Genomic DNA, 17859 nt, shown 5'->3' on the forward strand with positions numbered 1-17859 from the left:
CCGTTGCTTTTTGGGCCTTTGCAGAAAAGGCCGCTTCGGAATCGGCGGCAGCTGATTGAAAGCATGATGGCGTTCACCCTATCCAGATAAACACCTACTACATTCGAATATCTGGATCACATTCGTGTCAATCGAGCTCCAAAACTGCACGATCGATTCATCTGATGAAACATCATTTCAAAATTTTCCTAAAGTGCGTGGCTTACACGCCGTAAAACCTGAGCAAGCAGGCGCGTTTGGGTCATCGTGGAAACGAGATGGACCGACCACCGCCGCCGATCATTCAAACACGCGGCTTCAAGGAAAATCATGAACATGAGTCTCACGATCAAGGCCCGTCTCGGTCTTACGATGGCCTTCCTCGGCCTGCTGCTTGTAGCAATCGGCGGCCTGGGCCTTTATGGCATGACGCAGGCGAACCGGGCCTATCGCGACACGTTCGAAAACCAGATGCCCAGCGCGAACGCCGTGAGCAACGCGGAACTCTATTCCGCGCGCGAGCGCCTGGTATTTGATCGCGCAGCCTTTCTGGCCGGCACGCCTGAGGTTGCATCGACCATCGAACGGGGCACGTTGATGCGCTCCAAGGCCGACGGCTTCTGGAAAAAATATTCCGAGCTTCCGGCGGTCGACGCTCACGAGAAACAGCTTGCGGATGCATCGAACGCAAAGCGCCTCGCGCTGCAGAAACTGATCGATGGCGGGTATGAGGCGGTGAGAGCCAACGATCAGGCGCGCATCGTCGAATCGGCCAAGGCCATGCAGGCGACCTACAACGAACTCTCGGGCGCCAACGACGCGCTGCGCAAGTTCCAGTTCGATGCCGCGCGCCAGGGCTATGACGCGGCCCAGGGCGCTGCATCGACGTTCGAAACGCTGAGCCTGACCGCAATCGTGATCGGGCTCGCCGCCGCCGCGTTCTCGTGGTTCGCGCTGCGCCGTGCAATCGGCCGGCCGCTCGACGAAGCGATCGAACATTTCGATGCGATCGCCGCCGGCGACCTGCGCCGTCATGTCAACGTCACGTCCCGCGACGAAATGGGTCTCCTGATGCAGGGCCTTGCGCGCATGCAGACGAGCCTCGTTGCGACGGTGCGTAGTGTGCGCTCGGGCAGCGAATCCATCGCGTCGGCGACCAAGCAGATCGCAGCGGGCAATATCGATTTGTCGTCGCGTACCGAGGAGCAGGCGTCGGCGCTGCAAGAAACGGCGTCGAGCATGGACGAATTGACCGGCACCGTGAAGCAGAACGCCGATAACGCTCGCCAGGCCAGCTCGCTCGCGGCAAACGCGTCGGAGATTGCGAACAAGGGCAGCCGCGTGGTTGCGCAAGTCGTCGGCACGATGGGCGATATCAACCAAAGCTCGGCGAAGATCGCGGACATCATTACGATCATCGAAGGAATCGCGTTCCAGACGAACATTCTTGCGCTCAACGCGGCAGTCGAAGCGGCGCGCGCCGGCGAGGAAGGACGCGGTTTTGCTGTCGTGGCGGGCGAAGTGCGCAGCCTGGCGCAGCGCTCATCGGCGGCGGCGAAGGAGATCAAGGGTCTTATCGATACATCGGTGGAGCGTGTGCAATCAGGCACGTCCCTGGTCGATGAAGCCGGCCGCACGATGGCCGAGATCATCGGCGCCGTGCAGCGCGTGACGGACATCATGGGCGAGATTGCAGCGGCATCGGAAGAGCAAAGCAGTGGTATTGAACAGGTTGCGCGCGCCGTCACGCAAATGGACGAAGTCACGCAGCAGAACGCGGCGCTCGTGGAAGAAGCTGCTGCAGCGGCGCAATCGCTGGAAGATCAGGCGGCGAAGCTGCGCGAAGCCGTGGCCGTGTTCCACCTCAACGATGACGGTTCGGTGGTCGTCGGCGCCGCCCGTACGGCGCCGCGCAATGTGTCGTCGCCGGGCGCGGCGAAATTCCGGCCGTCCGTGGCGCTCAAGGCCAAGCGTGCAACGCCGGCCAAACCCGTGGCTGCAGCGGGGCGGCCGTTGGCAGCGGCCGGTGGGGACTGGGAAACGTTCTAAATCTGGTCTAAATGCAGGCCTGTCGACGCGCCGCGATTTTTTGCGGCGCGTTTTCGTTTGCGGCGCGTTTGGTGCGCGGCGTAGTCGCCGTAAAGCCTCCAGGGGAAGTTTTAAACGATCGTGTGAAATGGGATATCGACGGTGTAATGAGGGCGCGCATCCGATTCGCGGCCATTGCCAACTTCCCCGTACACTGTGCGCTGCATCCGATAACCATTTCAGGACATGCCATGACCGAATCCACTCTTGCTGCGCAACTCGTGCAGGCCCGCCGGCAGCGAACGCTGATCGAGGACCTCGAGTCGGCAGATATTCCGGCCGATGCCAACGCAGCCTACGCCATCCAGCATGAAGTCCTGTCGCTGACGGGCGCCCGGATCGGCGCGTGGAAAGTTGGCGCCCGGTCGCCCGGTGCGCAGGCGAACACGGCGCCTATCGATGCAGAACTCGTTCACACGTCGCCCGCGCGTATCGCGCACGCGTCGTTTTTTCGCGTGCTGATCGAGATGGAAATCGCGTTTCGTTTTTCTTATGCACTGCCTCCGCGCGCCGAAGCTTACAGTCGCAGCGAGGTATTTGCGGCGCTTGGCGGCATGGCGGTCGCGCTCGAAGTCGTCGATAGCCGTTTTGCGCAGTGGCCGAATCTCGCGCCGCTCGCGCAACTGGCCGATTCACAAAACAACGGCGCACTGATCGTAGGCAAAATGGAGCCGTATGAGGTGATTGCGCCGGGCTTCGATTTCTTGTCGCCGCAACTCGAACTGAGCGTTGATGGCGTCTCCATCGTGCCGCCGAGCGCGGGAAATCCGGCTGGAGACCCGCGCGAACTGCTGGTGTGGTTCGTCAATCATTGCAGCACGTACGGCCATACCGTGCAGCCGTTCTGGACGATCACCACCGGTTCTTACACTGGGGCGCGCCGCATTGAAGGGCCGGGGGTGGTCAGCGGGCGCATTGATCGCATTGGCGATATCGAATTGACGCTGGAGTAAGCATTGCGTGCCTCAAGCGCGCATGAACGAAGCTTTAACAGATTTGTAACGCTGCATGCTTTAGCTAATGCAATGTCGAAACCACACCACACGAAGGCACTCGATGAGTGCCTTTTTTTATTGTTTAAATCCCTTTGCGCATCTCGGGTATTGCATCCATGAATGACGTATGTGAGCGCACAAAAGCTGGGGTTACGGCGGTCAACCAATGAGATTGCGAGTCGTTGTGTAAGAAAGAGATCTGCGTAGTGTTGTATCGATGAGAAGGGTTACTGAATGGCGGCGCGCACCATGTTGGTAAAAAGGGCATAGGGTCTGCATCGTTTAGGCTCTGATGCGCGTATATACGCATGCAGCCAGGTAACCGACCCGCCGATACAGATCCTTTATACCGGTGGATAACATGTGGATGAGTCTGTGGATGAGCGGTAGATAAGCGGAGGATAACCGGACGATAAGCAAGAAGCACAAACGCGGCGCGCAACTCGTCTGCGGCAGCAGCAGCCGGGCACTTGGGCTGCTAACGTGTCGCATGGGTCCAGGGCTTGTACAGCAAGGCTGTGCAGCTATTGCCGAAGACGTTTCGCGAGTCGGGATGATGATTGTAGGTGAACGAAAATATTCCACCAAGCTAGGAATACTTCGAAGCAAATCAGCAACGCATTTGCATGAAAAAAAATTCGAATAGGTTTAGGATGAACTGAAGCGATGTTGTTCTGATTAGGCGCGCCGCGCACACATTGCTTTCTGACTTCGGCGAGGAGGTAGCATGGATATCTACAGCAGTTTCGCGACCCGCTTCGAAAAAACCCGCGAGGAGGAATTCTCGCTCGAAGAGTATCTCGCGCTCTGCAAAGACGATCCTGCAACGTATGCAACAGCGGGCGAACGGATGTTGGCGGCTATCGGGGAACCGGAGTCAGTCGACACGCGCACGGACCCGCGTTTATCGCGTGTGTTTGCAAACAAGGTGATCAAGGTGTATCCGGCATTCCGTGAGTTCTACGGAATGGAGGAAGTGATCGAGCAGGTGGTGTCGTACTTCCGGCATGCGGCTCAAGGGCTGGAAGAGAAGAAGCAGATCCTGTATTTGCTGGGTCCTGTCGGCGGCGGCAAGTCATCCATTGCCGAACGTCTGAAGCAACTGGCCGAGCGTGTTCCTTTCTATGCAATCAAGGGTTCACCTGTCAACGAGTCGCCTCTTGGCTTGTTCGACTACGACGAAGACGGTCCCATCCTCGAAGAGCAATACGGCATTCCACGTCGTTACCTCAAAAACATCCTGAGTCCGTGGGCTGTGAAACGCCTACACGAATTCAACGGCGACATCCGCAAGTTCCGCATCGTTCGCCGCTATCCTTCCATCCTTCGTCAGATCGGTATCGCCAAGACCGAACCGGGCGATGAAAACAATCAGGACATCTCGTCGCTCGTCGGCAAGGTCGACATTCGCAAGCTCGAAACCTATTCACAGGACGACGCCGACGCCTACAGCTATTCCGGCGGCTTGTGTCTTGCGAATCAGGGTTTGCTCGAGTTCGTCGAAATGTTCAAGGCGCCAATCAAGGTCTTGCATCCGTTGCTCACCGCGACCCAGGAAGGCAACTTCAAGGGCACGGAAGGCTTTGGTGCAATCCCGTTTGACGGCGTGGTGCTGGCTCACTCGAACGAGTCCGAATGGAAGACGTTCCGCAACAACAAGAATAACGAAGCACTGCTCGATCGTATCTTCGTGGTGAAGGTGCCGTATTGCCTGCGCTATGGCGAAGAGATGAAGATCTACGAGAAGCTGCTGCGTAATTCTTCGCTGACAAACGCCGTGTGCGCGCCGGGCACGTTGAAGATGATGGCGCAGATGGCGGTGCTGACGCGCCTTCATGAGCCGGAGAATTCCAGCCTCTTTTCGAAGATGCAGGTCTATGACGGCGAGAATCTCAAGGACACTGATCCGAAGGCGAAATCGTTCCAGGAGTATCGCGATTTTGCCGGTGTCGATGAAGGCATGAACGGGGTATCGACTCGTTTTGCGTTCAAGATTCTCTCGCGGGTATTCAACTTCGATTCCACCGAAGTTGCAGCCAATCCGGTGCATCTCATGTACGTGCTCGAACAGCAAATTGAACGCGAGCAGTTCCCGCCGGAGACCGAACAGAAATACCTGTCGTTCATCAAGGACGTGCTGGCATCGCGCTATGCCGAATTCATCGGCAAGGAGATTCAGACGGCGTACCTGGAGTCGTATTCCGAGTATGGCCAGAACATCTTTGATCGATATGTGACTTATGCCGATTTCTGGATTCAGGACCAGGAATTCCGCGATCACGATACCGGCGAAAGTTTCGACCGTGCGTCGCTGAATGCGGAACTGGAAAAGATCGAGAAACCTGCCGGCATCAGCAACCCGAAGGATTTCCGCAACGAGATCGTGAATTTCGTACTGCGGGCGCGGGCGGCAAACGGCGGCAAGAATCCGGCGTGGATCAGCTACGAGAAGCTGCGGGTGGTGATCGAGAAGAAGATGTTCTCGAACACCGAAGAGCTCCTGCCGGTGATCTCGTTCAACGCCAAGGGATCGGCTGAAGAACAGCGCAAGCATGAGGATTTCGTCAACCGCATGGTCGCGAAGGGTTACACGCCGAAGCAGGTTCGTCTCCTGTGCGACTGGTATCTGCGGGTTCGCAAGTCATCGTAATGCATGGCAGTGCGTTCAGTCTTGAGCCAAGGAGGCAATCTGTTCCCAAGCGAAACCAGGCAAAACGTGATTGAATCAGTAGTGTGTTGCTAGTTCTATAGTCATATGTTCGCGTGACGCCGGCATCCAGCCGGTGAAACGCGAGCACCTTGGCGAGTGCTGATGGGTTCATAATGAACTACGGACGCGTCGCTTCCTCGCCAATTACGCGGGAGACTGGATGTGCTGCATCAAATCATCGACCGCAGGTTAGCCGGTAAGAACAAGAGCATTGCCAACCGCGAACGCTTTTTGCGTCGTGTCAAAAACTACATCCGCCGCGCGGTGTCGGACGCCGTTCGAGACCGTAGCATCAAGGACATCCAAAGTACGCAAAGCATCACGATTCCGAAGAAGGACATCGCCGAACCGTCGTTCCGGCATGGGCCTGGCGGAAAGCGTGAGCTCGTGCATCCGGGCAACGCCGAATACATTCGCGGCGACAAGATCGCGCGTCCGAATGGCGGCGGAGGCGGCGGCGGTAAGAGCGCAAGCAACGAAGGCGAAGGGCAGGACGACTTCGTGTTCGAGCTTTCGCGCGAAGAATTCATGCAGTATTTCTTCGATGACCTCGAGCTGCCGCGTCTCGTGAAAACCCAGTTGGCCGCAGTGCCGACGTGGAAGAACGTGCGCGCGGGGTTTTCGGCGGAAGGCACGCCGAACAATATCGACGTCGTCCGGTCGCTACGCAGTGCGCTTGGACGCAGGATTGCGCTGGGCTCGCCTTTGTCACGTCAGTTGCACGAGATGGAGCGCCAGCTCGAAGTGCTCCTGGACGAGAAGGGTGACCCCGAAGAGATCGCGCGGCTCGAAGCCGAGATCGTGATCATGAAGGGGCGCATTACGCGGATTCCGTTTATCGATCCGTTCGATTTGCGCTACGTGAACCGGACCAAGCAGCCAACGCCGTCCAGCAAGGCCGTGATGTTCTGCCTGATGGATGTGTCCGGCTCCATGGACGAACAACGCAAGGACCTGTCCAAGCGCTTCTTCATTCTTCTGTACCTGTTCCTGAACCGCAATTACGAGAAGATCGAAGTGGTCTTCATCCGGCATCACACGCGTGCGGAAGAAGTAGACGAAGAAACGTTTTTTCATTCGACGGAAAGTGGCGGCACGGTGGTATCGAGCGCGCTGGAGTTGATGAAGAAGATCATGGACGAGCGTTATTCGCCTTCGGAATGGAACATCTACGGCGCCCAGGCATCTGACGGCGACAACTGGACCGACGATTCACCCAAGTGCCGCAAACTTCTCTCGGAAGACATCCTGCATAAGGTGCGGTATTTCGCGTATATCCAGGTCGCGCCCGAAGAGCAGAACCTCTGGGTCGAATACGCTCATCTGGCTCAAAGCGCGCCGGAACTCGCGATGAAAAAGGTCGAATCGGCTGCGGATATCTATCCGGTCTTTCGCGAACTGTTCGAAAAACAACAGGCGGCTGCATGACGACAAGGCATTTGAACAACGAAGCACGTGGATATCATCTGAAACCTGGCGAAGAACTGAAAGCACAAGACAGCGCGCCGCAAAAGGCCAGGAAGCCGCGCGCGAGCGCGACGCCGGAAGGAGACACCATGAACGTGGCGGAAAAGAGGCCGTTGCCGTGTCCGTCGGACTGGACCTTCGAACTCATCGAGGAGTACGACACCGAGATCGCGCGTGTCGCGCAGCGCTATGGGCTCGACGTCTATCCCATCCAACTCGAGCTCATCAGCGCCGAGCAGATGATGGACGCGTATGCGTCGGTGGGCATGCCGGTGAATTATCGGCACTGGTCCTTCGGCAAGCATTTTCTGTCTACGGAGAAGAGTTACAGACGCGGGCAGATGGGTCTTGCGTACGAGATCGTCATCAACTCGAACCCGTGTATTGCGTACCTGATGGAAGAGAACACGATGACGATGCAAGCGCTCGTCATCGCGCATGCGGCTTACGGGCATAACTCGTTCTTCAAGGGCAACTATCTGTTCAAGTTGTGGACGGATGCGCACGCGATCATCGATTACCTGGTTTATGCGAAGAATTACATCGCGGAATGCGAGGAGCGGCACGGGATTGATCGAGTGGAGGAGTTGCTCGATTCATGCCACGCGCTGATGAACTACGGCGTTGACCGGTACAAGCGGCCGCAGAAATTGTCGCTGGCCAAGGAAGCTGCGGCGCGGCGTGAACGTGAAGCGTATCTGCAATCGCAAGTGAATGAACTCTGGCGCACGTTGCCGAACAAGAAGGCGACGACCACCGAAGAAATCGAAAGCCGATATCCGCCCGAACCGCAGGAAAACCTGCTGTACTTCGCGGAGAAAAATGCGCCCTTGCTCGAACCCTGGGAGCGTGAGGTGATTCGTATCGTGCGCAAGGTCGGGCAGTATTTTTATCCGCAGCGGCAAACGCAGGTCATGAACGAAGGCTGGGCCACGTTCTGGCATTACACGCTGCTCAATACGCTGTATGCGGAAGGCCGGCTTGAGGACGGCTTCATGATGGAGTTCCTCCATTCGCACAGCAACGTGGTGTATCAGCCGCCGGTGACCAAGCAGTATTACAGCGGCATCAATCCGTATGCGCTCGGTTTTTCGATGATGAGCGATATACGCCGAATCTGCGAAAACCCGACGGACGAAGACCGCGAATGGTTTCCTGAGCTTGCCGGCAGCGACTGGCTGGAAGCGCTGCACTACGCCATGCGCAATTTCAAGGACGAGAGTTTTATCGCGCAGTATTTGTCGCCGCATTTGATCCGGGAAATGCGTCTGTTCTCGATTCTCGATGACGACATGCGCGACTCGCTGGAAGTATCGGCAATTCACGACGAAAGCGGGTATCGATACGTGCGGCAGGCGTTATCGCGTCAATACGATATGCATCACCGGGAGCCGAATATCCAGGTGTATTCAGTGAACACGCGGGGTGATCGAAGCCTCACGCTGCGCCATTTCATGACCGATAACCGCCATCTCACCAATGACAGCGAGGAAGTCCTGAAGCACATGGCCCGGCTGTGGCAGTTCGACGTCTACCTTGAAAGCGTCGATGAAAACGGCACGGTCAGGAAACGCTTCGACTGCAAATATACGGGCGCGGAACGGCGTTGAGTCTCGTTGAACGCTTGAACAAAACGGCTCGCTGAATCATTCAGCGAGCCGTTTTTTATTGGCCGTGCACTCAGACCTTATCGATGGTACGCGTCCCTTCAGCCTGTCCTTCTTCGTTTTGCGTGAACAAGTCCCATGCCGCCATGAACAACGCGGCGATCAATGGTCCGATCACGAACCCGTTGATACCGAACAGGCCCATTCCGCCCAAAGTCGAAATCAGGACGACCCAGTCCGGCATTTTCGTGTCCTTGCCAACGAGAATGGGGCGCAAGATGTTATCGACCAGACCGATGATGACCACGCAGAACGCGATCAGGATCACACCTCGCCAGATGTCGCCGGTGAGCAGGAAATAAGCCGCCGCCGGCGCCCAGACGAGCGCGGCGCCGATGGCCGGAAGCAGCGACAGGAACGCCATCAGCACGCCCCAAAGCAACGAGCCCTGGATGCCGAGAAACATGAAGATCATTCCGCCGAGAAAACCCTGGGCGGCGGCAACGGCGATATTGCCCTTCACGGTTGCGCGTACCACGGTCGTGAACTTGGCGATCAGATGCTGTTTGGGCGCTTCATCGAGCGGCAGCGCGCGGCGGATGCGCCGGCCGATTTCACCGCCGTCTCGCAGCAGGAAAAACACCAGATACAGCATCACGCCGAAGCTGATCACGAACTGGAACGTGTTCTGACCGATGCTGAAGGCCTGCGTGGCAACGAACTGGCTGATCGCCGCGGCGCCGTCGGTGAGCCGTTTCTGGATGCTCGGAATATCGGTCAATCCGAAGCGGCCAAGCAGCGTTTGCACGGACTTCGGCAGCGCGTGAATGGCTTCCTGGAAGTACATCGTGAAGTTGGGCTGTCCTGACTTGATTTGCGTATAGGCGAGGCCGATTTCCTGGACCAGCGTGGCCGCAACGAAGCTGAGCGGCAAGATCACGATCACGATTGTCAGGCCAAGCGTTGCAAACGCAGCCAGATTGCGGCGCTTGCCGAACTTGGCGGCAAGGTAGCGCTGCATCGGCTGGAACAGTATGGCGAGAATCGTGCCCCAGAAGATCGCGCCGAAGAACGGCGTCAGGATCCAGCAAAGCGCAACCGTGACAACGAACAGCAGGATGTGGAAGAACTTCTGGTGAACCGAGTGGTTATTCATAAGTGCCCTGAGGGAAGCTGGGAAACGTGAAGTGGGTGCGGCAAGCTTCCATGCCGGCGCCCCTTAGCAAGAAGATGGCCCGATGCTAGCACGCGCGAGTTTTAGCTCGTCCGGTGCAATGTCTGCAGCCATCTCAAAAATGGTTATAATTGAGTGTTCACTCATTTAATCCGCAAGATAACTTCGATGGCCCGACCCAAAAGCGACGACAAACGCAATGCGCTACTTCTCGCCGCGGAGCAGGTGTTTGCCGAGCGCGGATTGGCTGCGGCGCCTACTTCGGCCATTTCCAGGCAGGCGGGCGTCGCCGAGGGGACGTTGTTCACGTATTTCCGCACGAAGGACGACTTGGTCAACGCGTTGTACCGGTCCATCAAACTCGAACTCGCCGATGCCCTGATGGCGCATTTTCCTCGGCAAGGCCCGGTGCGGGACCGGCTCGAGTACCTGTGGAACGCGTTTGTCGATTGGGGCGTCGCGAACCCGCAGCGCCTGAATGTGCTCGACCAGTTGTCGGTCGCGGATATCGTCACGGATGAATCCAAGGCGGTCGGCTACGAGCCGTTTGCCGAAATTGAAGCGCTCGCGCAGCACAGCATCCGGACTGAGATATTGCAGGCTTATCCATGCGAATTCATTGCGGCGAGCATGAAGGCGCTGGCCGAGACCACCATGGGATTCATGAACGCTTATCCCGCTGAGTCAGGGCTGTATCGCAAGATTGGCTTCGATGTGTTCTGGCGAGGCGTCGCGCGCAAGGCGGATTGATCGGATGCAGTTTCGTGGAAACAAGGCTTTTTTGTCGCTGATTTAATGACTGATTACTCACGCAATTAAATTCGAAAGGGTATGCAAATGAGCACATGGACTACTGCAGATATTCCGCCGCAGACCGGCAAGCGTGTTGTCGTCACGGGTGCGACCGGCGGATTGGGATATGAGACATCGCTCGAACTGGCGCGTGCGGGCGCCGAGGTGATTCTCACGGGTCGCAACGAAGCGAAAGGCCGTACAGCGCTCGACCGTATCCGCCGCGAAGTTCCGGACGCTCGGATCAGCTTCCAGATGATCGATCTGGCAAGTCTGAAGTCGATTTCGCGCGCCTCGGAACATCTGCTCGCCGAGGGCAGACCTATCGATATCCTCGTGAACAATGCCGGCGTGATGATGCTGCCGCAACACGAGAAAACCACTGATGGCTTTGAACGCCAGTTCGGCACCAACTATCTGGGTCACTTCGCGCTGACCGCGCAGTTGCTGCCGCTGCTGCAAAAAAGCGCCGCGCCGCGCGTGGTGAATTTGAGCAGCATCGCGCACAGGCGGGGGAAGGTCTCCTTCGATAACCTTCAGGGCGAGCGCGTGTACAAAGCGTGGCCTGCTTACGAGCAATCGAAGCTCGCCATGCTGATGTTCGCGCTGGAACTGCAGCGGCGCAGCGACGCAAACGGCTGGGGCATTATGAGCAACGCCGCGCATCCGGGATTCGCGCGGACAGACCTGATCGCGAACGGACCCGGGACATCGGGCGTGCTGGCCGTCGCCAGCCGCCTGATGTCGCGGTTCGTGAGCCACAGCGCGGCCGAGGGCGCGTTGCCCACGCTCCTCGCCGCGACGGCGCCGGAAGCACGCGGCGCCGCGTACTATGGGCCGAAGGGTTTTCAGGAACTGACCGGCGCGCCATCGGAAGCGCGCATTTCCCCGCAGGCCACCAACGCCGAGATCGGCGCGAAGCTCTGGGATGTATCGGTGAAACTCACGGGTGTCGAGTGGGGTGAGAAGCCGGGTGAAAAGCGTGGTGTTCAAACGCCGGAGAAAGTATGAAAGTCATCGTTTTTGGCGCGACAGGCATGGTCGGGCAGGGCGTATTGCGGGAATGTCTGCTCGACGCAGACGTCGAGCGCGTTGTCGCTGTCGGGCGCAGTACCACGCGGCAACTGGATCCGAAGTTCGCGGAGATCGTGCACGGCGATCTGTTCGATCTCTCCGCGATCGAGGACCAGCTGACCGGTTTCGATGCCTGTTTTTTTTGCCTCGGCGTGTCGTCGTTCAGAATGAAAGAGGCCGACTATGCGCATCTGACCTACGACCTGACGTTCGGCATCGCGCGGGTTTTGTCGCGGCTCAATCCCGCAATGACGTTCTCGTATGTCTCGGGTTCAGGCACGGATTCGACCGAGCGCGGGAAGTCCATGTGGGCGAGGGTGAAGGGGCGCACCGAAAATGCGCTGTTGCGCATGCCGTTCAAGGCGGCCTATATGTTCCGCCCGGGAGCAATCCAGCCGATTGACGGCATCCGTTCGAAGACGCCGATGTATCAGGTCGCCATATCGATCATGCGCCCATTGTTTCCACTGCTGAGGCGCTCGTTTCCGAACGCAATTACCACCACGCAGCAACTCGGCCGCGCGATGGTCGTCACGGCGAAAGAGCGTGGGCCGTCGAGAACATTCGAGCCGCGCGATATCACGAAGTACTAGATTCGCTCGTGCCGGCCGGGCCGGCACTTTCCCGGATCAACGCGCGGCATCGCCCCAGCGATATTCCTTCGTCGCGTCGTCGAGTTTCGCTTTCAACCCGCCGTCCAGCTTGAGGTCGACGGCGGCCAGGCTATCGGTCAGTTGCTCGGGCTTGCTCGCACCGATGATGGCCGATGTGATCGCCGGATTCGCCAGGACCCACGCTACCGACGTTTTTGTCAGCGACTCGCCGGTTTCATCCACGATTTTCTGCAGGTTCGCGATGGTCTCGAACTCGCGCTCGTGCCAGTAGCGTTGCGAATACATCTCGCCAGCCTTGCCGACTGTCCCGGTGAAACGGCCGTCGGCGGGTTTGGCATCGTGCTTGTGCTTGCCGGTCAACAAACCGCCAGCGAGCGGGTTATACGGAATCACGGCGATGTTTTCGTCGGCGGCGAGCGGCAGCAGTTCGCGTTCGATCTGACGGAAGAGCAGGTTGTATCGCGGCTGGACGGAGATGAAGCGCGCAACGCGCAGGAAGTCCGAGCGTCCGAGCGCGGTTGCAAGCCGATAGGCCAGGAAATTCGACACGCCGATATAACGCGCCTTGCCATGACGCACGATAGTGTCGAGCGCCTCGAGGGTTTCATCGAGCGGCGTTTCACGATCGTCGCTATGCAGCTGGTACAAGTCGACGTAGTCGGTGTTCAGCCGTTTCAGCGATGCGTCGATGGCGTCCAGCAAGTGCTTGCGCGATGCACCCTGGTCCCATGCCATCGGGCCCATCTTGCCGACGGCTTTCGTCGCGAGGATGAATTCGCTGCGGCGCGAGGGCGTGTCCTTCAGCCATCGGCCGACGATTTCCTCAGTGCGGCCCGAATGCGTTTCGTCGGCGCCGAGCGGATAGACATCGGCGGTATCGATGAAATTCACGCCCGCTTCCGCGGCGCGATCCATGATGCTGCGCGACACGTTTTCTTCGGTCTGCAAGCCGAATGTCATGGTGCCGAGGCACAGGCGCGAAACGGTCAGGCCAGTCTTCCCAAACTTACGATATTCCAAGGCGAACTCCTCGAGCGATTGACCAGGTTAAAGATTGAACAAGCTTAAACGCTACGGCCGATGCTTGCAGACGAAGGACTTATGAGGTTGCAGGTTGAGCCGTGCCACGCGGGACGGTATCGAGGAACCGGAATACGATGGCGGACGCCAAGGTGACCACGCCCACGCACACGAACGCAATGCGAAAGGCCAGCGCCGCGGAGCCGAGGCTCGTGGAAAAGACAGACACGAGGCCGCCGCCAATCGAAACACCCAGGCCGATCGCGAGCATCTGCACCATCGAGAAGAGGCTGTTGCCGCTGCCTGCATCCTTGATCGACAGGCCTTTGAGCGTGACGCTGTTCATCGCGGCGAACTGCATGGAATTGCACGCACCGAACACGGCGAGAATCGCAATCTCGATGACAAGCGGCGTGCTCAACGAGAACGAAGCGAAGCCGACTATCGATGCCCCGACAAGAATCGTGTTCCACAGCAGGAAATTGTCGTAGCCGTAGCGCTTGACGAGCGGCGTGATCCATCCCTTCGCAACCGTGCCTGCAAACGCTGCGGGCAGCATCATCAGGCCCGAATGCAGCGGTGTGTAGCCGAGCTGCAATTGCATCAGGAGCGGCAAGAGAAACGGCACGGCGCTCGATCCCACCCGGCACAGCAAATTGCCGATCAGCCCGACGCTGAAGTTCGGCTCGCTGAACAAGGACAGCTTGAACAACGGATTGGCGCGGCGCCTTGCGTACGGAATGTAGGAGAGCGCGGCGACGGCGGACACCGCGAACAACCCGCCCGACACCAGCACCTTGTGGGTCTGCGCGGGGCTGTCGAGCGCCATGGAAAACGCAACCATGCAGAGCGACAACAGCGCGCCACCAATGAAGTCGAAAGGGGGTGCATCGGCGATGGCGTCATCGGGAAGAAAACGCTGCACGGCGAGCAAACCGACCGCGCCGATCGGCACGTTGATCAGGAAGATCCAGTGCCATGAAAACGATTCGACGAACCAGCCGCCGAGCGTCGGGCCGAGAATGGGACCGACCTGCCCTGCAATGGAGATGACCGCGAGCGCGGATACATAAGCCTCGCCGGTCACGCTGCGAAGCACGGCGAGCCGTCCGATAGGCAGCAGCATCGAACCGCCGATACCCTGGATCACGCGCGCGACGATCAGTTGATTGAGCGTTTGTGCGTTCGCGCAGCAAAGCGATCCGATCACGAATAACAGGATCGCGACAAAGTAGACGCGCCGCGTGCCGAAGCGGTCCGCGAGCCAGCCCGAGGCGGGCGTAAGAAGCGCCATGGTCAGCGTGTATGCGACCACGATTGGCTGCATGGCGAGCGGCTGTGCGTGAAGGCTCCGCGCAATGGAAGGCAGGGCGGTATTGACGATGGTCGTGTCAAGCGCCTGCATAAAGAAGCCGACGGCCACGATCCAGAGGAGCGCCGTGTGTGAGTTTTTTGGGGTCATTCTTTTGCTGATGATGCGTTGTAGCGCGGAATTCCGTGCAATGTGAAGATTTTAAGACCATGCGTGGTTATCGGGAACCCCGCTGGCAACATTGACTGCGATCGGAATATTCGATAACAATGGCAAATGCTCAATCCTGTCTGGCTGAACACGTTCGCGACGGTGGCCGCGTCGCATAGTTTTACCGACGCCGGCCGTCAGCTCAGCCTGACGCAATCGAGCGTCAGCGAGCACATCCGGCGTCTGGAGGAGCATGTGGGGCGTCGCCTGCTTGTCCGCGATACCCACTCGCTCGCACTCACCGCCGACGGCGAAGCCATGCTCGTCCACGCCCGGGTGATCCTCGAAGCCATGTCCCACGCCGAATCGCAATTTCGTTCACCGCGATTGCGTGGCCGCGTGCGCCTGGGTTCATCGGACGATATGGCGCTCGGGCCGCTGCCGAGCGTGCTCGCCGCGTTCCGGCGCACGCATCCCGACGTCGAGCTGGAAATCACCATCGGCATGACGGGGCGGCTTTACGAACGTCTGGACGCTGGCGCGATCGATTTGTTGATCGGCAAGAGGCGGCTCGGCGACCGGCGCGGCATTCCGCTTTTTTCCGGAAAACTCGAATGGCTCGCGCGGACCGGGACCGAAGTGGATCTCACGCAGCCGCTGCCGTTGATTCTTGTCGCCGAGCCGAGCGTGACACGCGCCGTCGTGCTCGATGCGCTCGCGGCCGTCGGCGCTCAATGGCAAATGGTCTGCACGAGCAGTTCGTATGCAGGGTGCATTGCAGCGGCGCGCGGCGGGCTGGGGCTTACGGTGCGCTCGAATTTTCTGTCGGGCAGGGGACTAGCGCCGCCGGCGAACCGTGAGGAATTGCCGGAATTGCCGGAAGTCGAGTTCATCGCACTGGCGGCGAAGCATCTGAGCAGGCCGGCTCAAACGCTGCTGGAACTTCTGCAAGACAGCGATCTGCGTGGCGAATGGGCCGGTGAATAAGCGCAGGTCAACGTCAGGCATGCGGCGTGCGAAAGCGCTGGCGCGGCTTGCGCTCGTTATCTGCGGCTTATCTGTGGGATTAATCGGCTTGTAAGCACAAGGTTGTGCAAACACAACGCGCGGCGGATTGGATTCCTTCCAATAAGAAGCTTCTTATATATTGTGCGGCGTCGGCCTAAAACTGGCCTCAGGCTTCAGGCGACAGTCCCATACCGTCCGCGGTAATCAACCTCTTATCGATGCCCCAAGCCACACTCCGTCTCCTGCGTTCCCTCTCGATGATCGCCTTGTTTGCGTGCTGCGCGCACGCGAGCGCGGCGTCATACGTGGTCAAGCACTGCGCCGAGCTGGAAGGCAAGGACGTGCCGGCATCGGTGATCGGATTGCCCACGCGCGGAGCGATCATCACCGATGCTTCATTCGTGGCCGCGGCGGCTCCGCGCAATCGCAACGGCGATTACTGCCGGCTGGTCGGCGTGATCAAGGCGCAACTCGATACCACGCCCGACATCCGCTTCGAGGTGAACCTCCCGGCGCGCTGGAACGGCCGCGCGCTTCAAATGGGCGGTGGCGGTTATAACGGCGTGATCGTGAGCGGCACGGAACCAACGGCGTTTGCGCCGGCTGCATCGCCGTTATCGATCGGGTATGCAACGTTCGGCTCGGACTCCGGTCACGTCGGCAATTCGGGCCGCGCCGATTTCGCGATGAACGACGAAGCCGTGATCAACTTCGGCTACGGGCACCTCAAGAAAACCCATGACGTCGCGCTCGCATTGATCATCATGGGTTATGGGCGCAAGCCCGAGCAGACCTATTTCGCCGGCGGCTCAACGGGCGGGCGCGAAGCATTCACCGTAATCGAACGATATCCCGACGACTACGACGGCGTGATCGCGAACGCGCCGGCCATCAATTTTTCGGGTGTGCGGCTGATCGGGGTGAAAGTCGGGCGTGCATCGTACGGGACGCCGGGCGGCTTTGTCGGCCCCGCGCAGCAAAAGCGCGTGGTCGAGACGGTACTGCACGAATGCGATGGACTCGATGGCGCGCTCGACGGGATCGTCGCAAACGTCGAGGCGTGCCGTGAGCGCGAGCCGAAGATCATCGCGCAGTTGCGTTGCGCAGGCGGACAACGGCCTTCGCAGCGGGACAGTTGTTTGTCGGAGGCGCAACTGGCGACGCTCGAAACCTTGCGCGACGGCTTCACGCTTCCCTACGAACTCGCGCATGGCGTGACACGTTATTACGGATACAACGTGTTCCAGGGCGTCGATTTTTCAAGTGGACTGGGACTCGGCAATTCGGGCGTGCTCGTGCAGCCGCCACGATTCGATGCCAACGGTTATCTGTTCACGCAGGGCGACAGTTATATGAAGTACTTCGTCACGCATGACCTGCGCTTCAACACGCTCGACTTCGACGTGGATCATCCGGGCGATTACAAAGGCCGTCTCGTCGATTTATCTTCCACAGTCGGCGCCATGAACCCGGACATGTCGGCGTTCGTTGCCCACGGCGGCAAGCTGATCACCATGCACGGTCTCGCCGATGAAGTCATCAGCCCGAACCAGACCATCGCTTTTTATCAATCTCTCGTTGCGAAGTACGGGCAGGCCATCGTCGATTCGTTCATGCGGCTTTATATGGTGCCGGGGTTTCAGCACGGCAACGGCGTGTTCATTCCGGCTTGGGACGAGCTAGGCGCGCTCGACAGATGGGTGACGGGCAACATCCCGCCGGAGACGCTGATCGGCTTCGACATAGCGAGCGCCACGAACGGACGCAGCCGGCCGCTTTGCCGCTATCCCGGATATCCGCGATACATTGGGAAAGGCAGCATCAACAGCGCGGCGAGCTTTCGATGTGAGAATCCGTAGCTCGCCGCTT

General features: G+C 58.9%; 13 protein-coding genes. 10 read left to right on the forward strand and 3 right to left on the reverse strand.

Annotated elements, in window-relative coordinates; genetic code table 11:
- Positions 1 to 309: 309 nt before the first annotated feature.
- The 5 genes from HB633_RS26020 to HB633_RS26040 all read left to right on the forward strand — a co-directional run bounded on the left by HB633_RS26020 (position 310) and on the right by HB633_RS26040 (position 8849).
- On the forward strand, positions 310 to 2028 hold the full coding sequence (locus tag HB633_RS26020) for a methyl-accepting chemotaxis protein (protein ID WP_213781022.1): 1719 nt from the start codon (positions 310 to 312) through the stop codon (positions 2026 to 2028).
- A 230-nt stretch (positions 2029 to 2258) separates the two neighbouring features.
- Complete coding sequence (locus HB633_RS26025) at positions 2259 to 3020, forward strand: hydratase (RefSeq protein WP_213781023.1); 762 nt, start codon at positions 2259 to 2261, stop codon at positions 3018 to 3020.
- A 769-nt stretch (positions 3021 to 3789) separates the two neighbouring features.
- Positions 3790 to 5712, forward strand: coding sequence for a PrkA family serine protein kinase (locus HB633_RS26030; protein ID WP_056353292.1), 1923 nt, complete (start codon positions 3790 to 3792; stop codon positions 5710 to 5712).
- Positions 5713 to 5934: 222 nt separating this feature from the next.
- Positions 5935 to 7200: a DUF444 family protein gene (locus tag HB633_RS26035; protein ID WP_213781024.1), complete on the forward strand. Its 1266-nt coding sequence runs from the start codon at positions 5935 to 5937 to the stop codon at positions 7198 to 7200.
- Positions 7197 to 8849: a SpoVR family protein gene (locus HB633_RS26040; protein WP_213781026.1), complete on the forward strand. Its 1653-nt coding sequence runs from the start codon at positions 7197 to 7199 to the stop codon at positions 8847 to 8849. The genes HB633_RS26035 and HB633_RS26040 overlap by 4 nt, the downstream gene beginning before the upstream one ends.
- Before the next feature lie 70 nt (positions 8850 to 8919).
- Here HB633_RS26040 and HB633_RS26045 read toward each other — a convergent pair whose 3' ends face one another.
- Complete coding sequence (locus HB633_RS26045; protein ID WP_213781027.1) at positions 8920 to 10002, reverse strand: AI-2E family transporter; 1083 nt, start codon at positions 10000 to 10002, stop codon at positions 8920 to 8922.
- Between the two features lie 186 nt (positions 10003 to 10188).
- Here HB633_RS26045 and HB633_RS26050 point away from each other — a divergent pair, with 186 nt between their 5' ends.
- From HB633_RS26050 to HB633_RS26060, 3 genes are all read left to right on the forward strand, one after another.
- Complete coding sequence (locus HB633_RS26050) at positions 10189 to 10770, forward strand: TetR/AcrR family transcriptional regulator (protein WP_213781028.1); 582 nt, start codon at positions 10189 to 10191, stop codon at positions 10768 to 10770.
- A gap of 87 nt (positions 10771 to 10857) precedes the next feature.
- A complete protein-coding gene (locus tag HB633_RS26055; protein ID WP_213781029.1) occupies positions 10858 to 11823 on the forward strand; it encodes an SDR family oxidoreductase in 966 nt (321 codons plus the stop codon).
- A complete protein-coding gene (locus tag HB633_RS26060) occupies positions 11820 to 12479 on the forward strand; it encodes an NAD(P)H-binding protein (protein WP_213781030.1) in 660 nt (219 codons plus the stop codon). Before HB633_RS26055 ends, HB633_RS26060 begins: the two co-directional genes overlap by 4 nt.
- A 36-nt stretch (positions 12480 to 12515) precedes the next feature.
- Here the strand turns inward: HB633_RS26060 and HB633_RS26065 are convergent, their stop codons facing one another.
- Both HB633_RS26065 and HB633_RS26070 read right to left on the reverse strand, forming a co-directional pair.
- Entirely contained in the window at positions 12516 to 13520 is a 1005-nt protein-coding gene (locus HB633_RS26065; RefSeq protein WP_213781031.1) for an aldo/keto reductase, read from the reverse strand.
- Positions 13521 to 13599: 79 nt separating this feature from the next.
- Entirely contained in the window at positions 13600 to 14982 is a 1383-nt protein-coding gene (locus tag HB633_RS26070; RefSeq protein ID WP_213781032.1) for a DHA2 family efflux MFS transporter permease subunit, read from the reverse strand.
- Between the two features lie 126 nt (positions 14983 to 15108).
- On the opposite strand from HB633_RS26070, the gene HB633_RS26075 reads away from it, so the two are divergent.
- The gene (locus HB633_RS26075; RefSeq protein ID WP_213781033.1) at positions 15109 to 15969 is read left to right on the forward strand and encodes a LysR family transcriptional regulator; all 861 of its coding nucleotides are present in this window, start codon (positions 15109 to 15111) and stop codon (positions 15967 to 15969) included.
- 278 nt (positions 15970 to 16247) lie between these two features.
- On the forward strand, positions 16248 to 17849 hold the full coding sequence (locus HB633_RS26080) for a tannase/feruloyl esterase family alpha/beta hydrolase (RefSeq protein ID WP_255581163.1): 1602 nt from the start codon (positions 16248 to 16250) through the stop codon (positions 17847 to 17849).
- Positions 17850 to 17859 lie beyond the last annotated feature (10 nt).

Source organism: Caballeronia sp. dw_276, from assembly GCF_018449635.1.
Classification (GTDB): Bacteria; Pseudomonadota; Gammaproteobacteria; order Burkholderiales; family Burkholderiaceae; genus Caballeronia.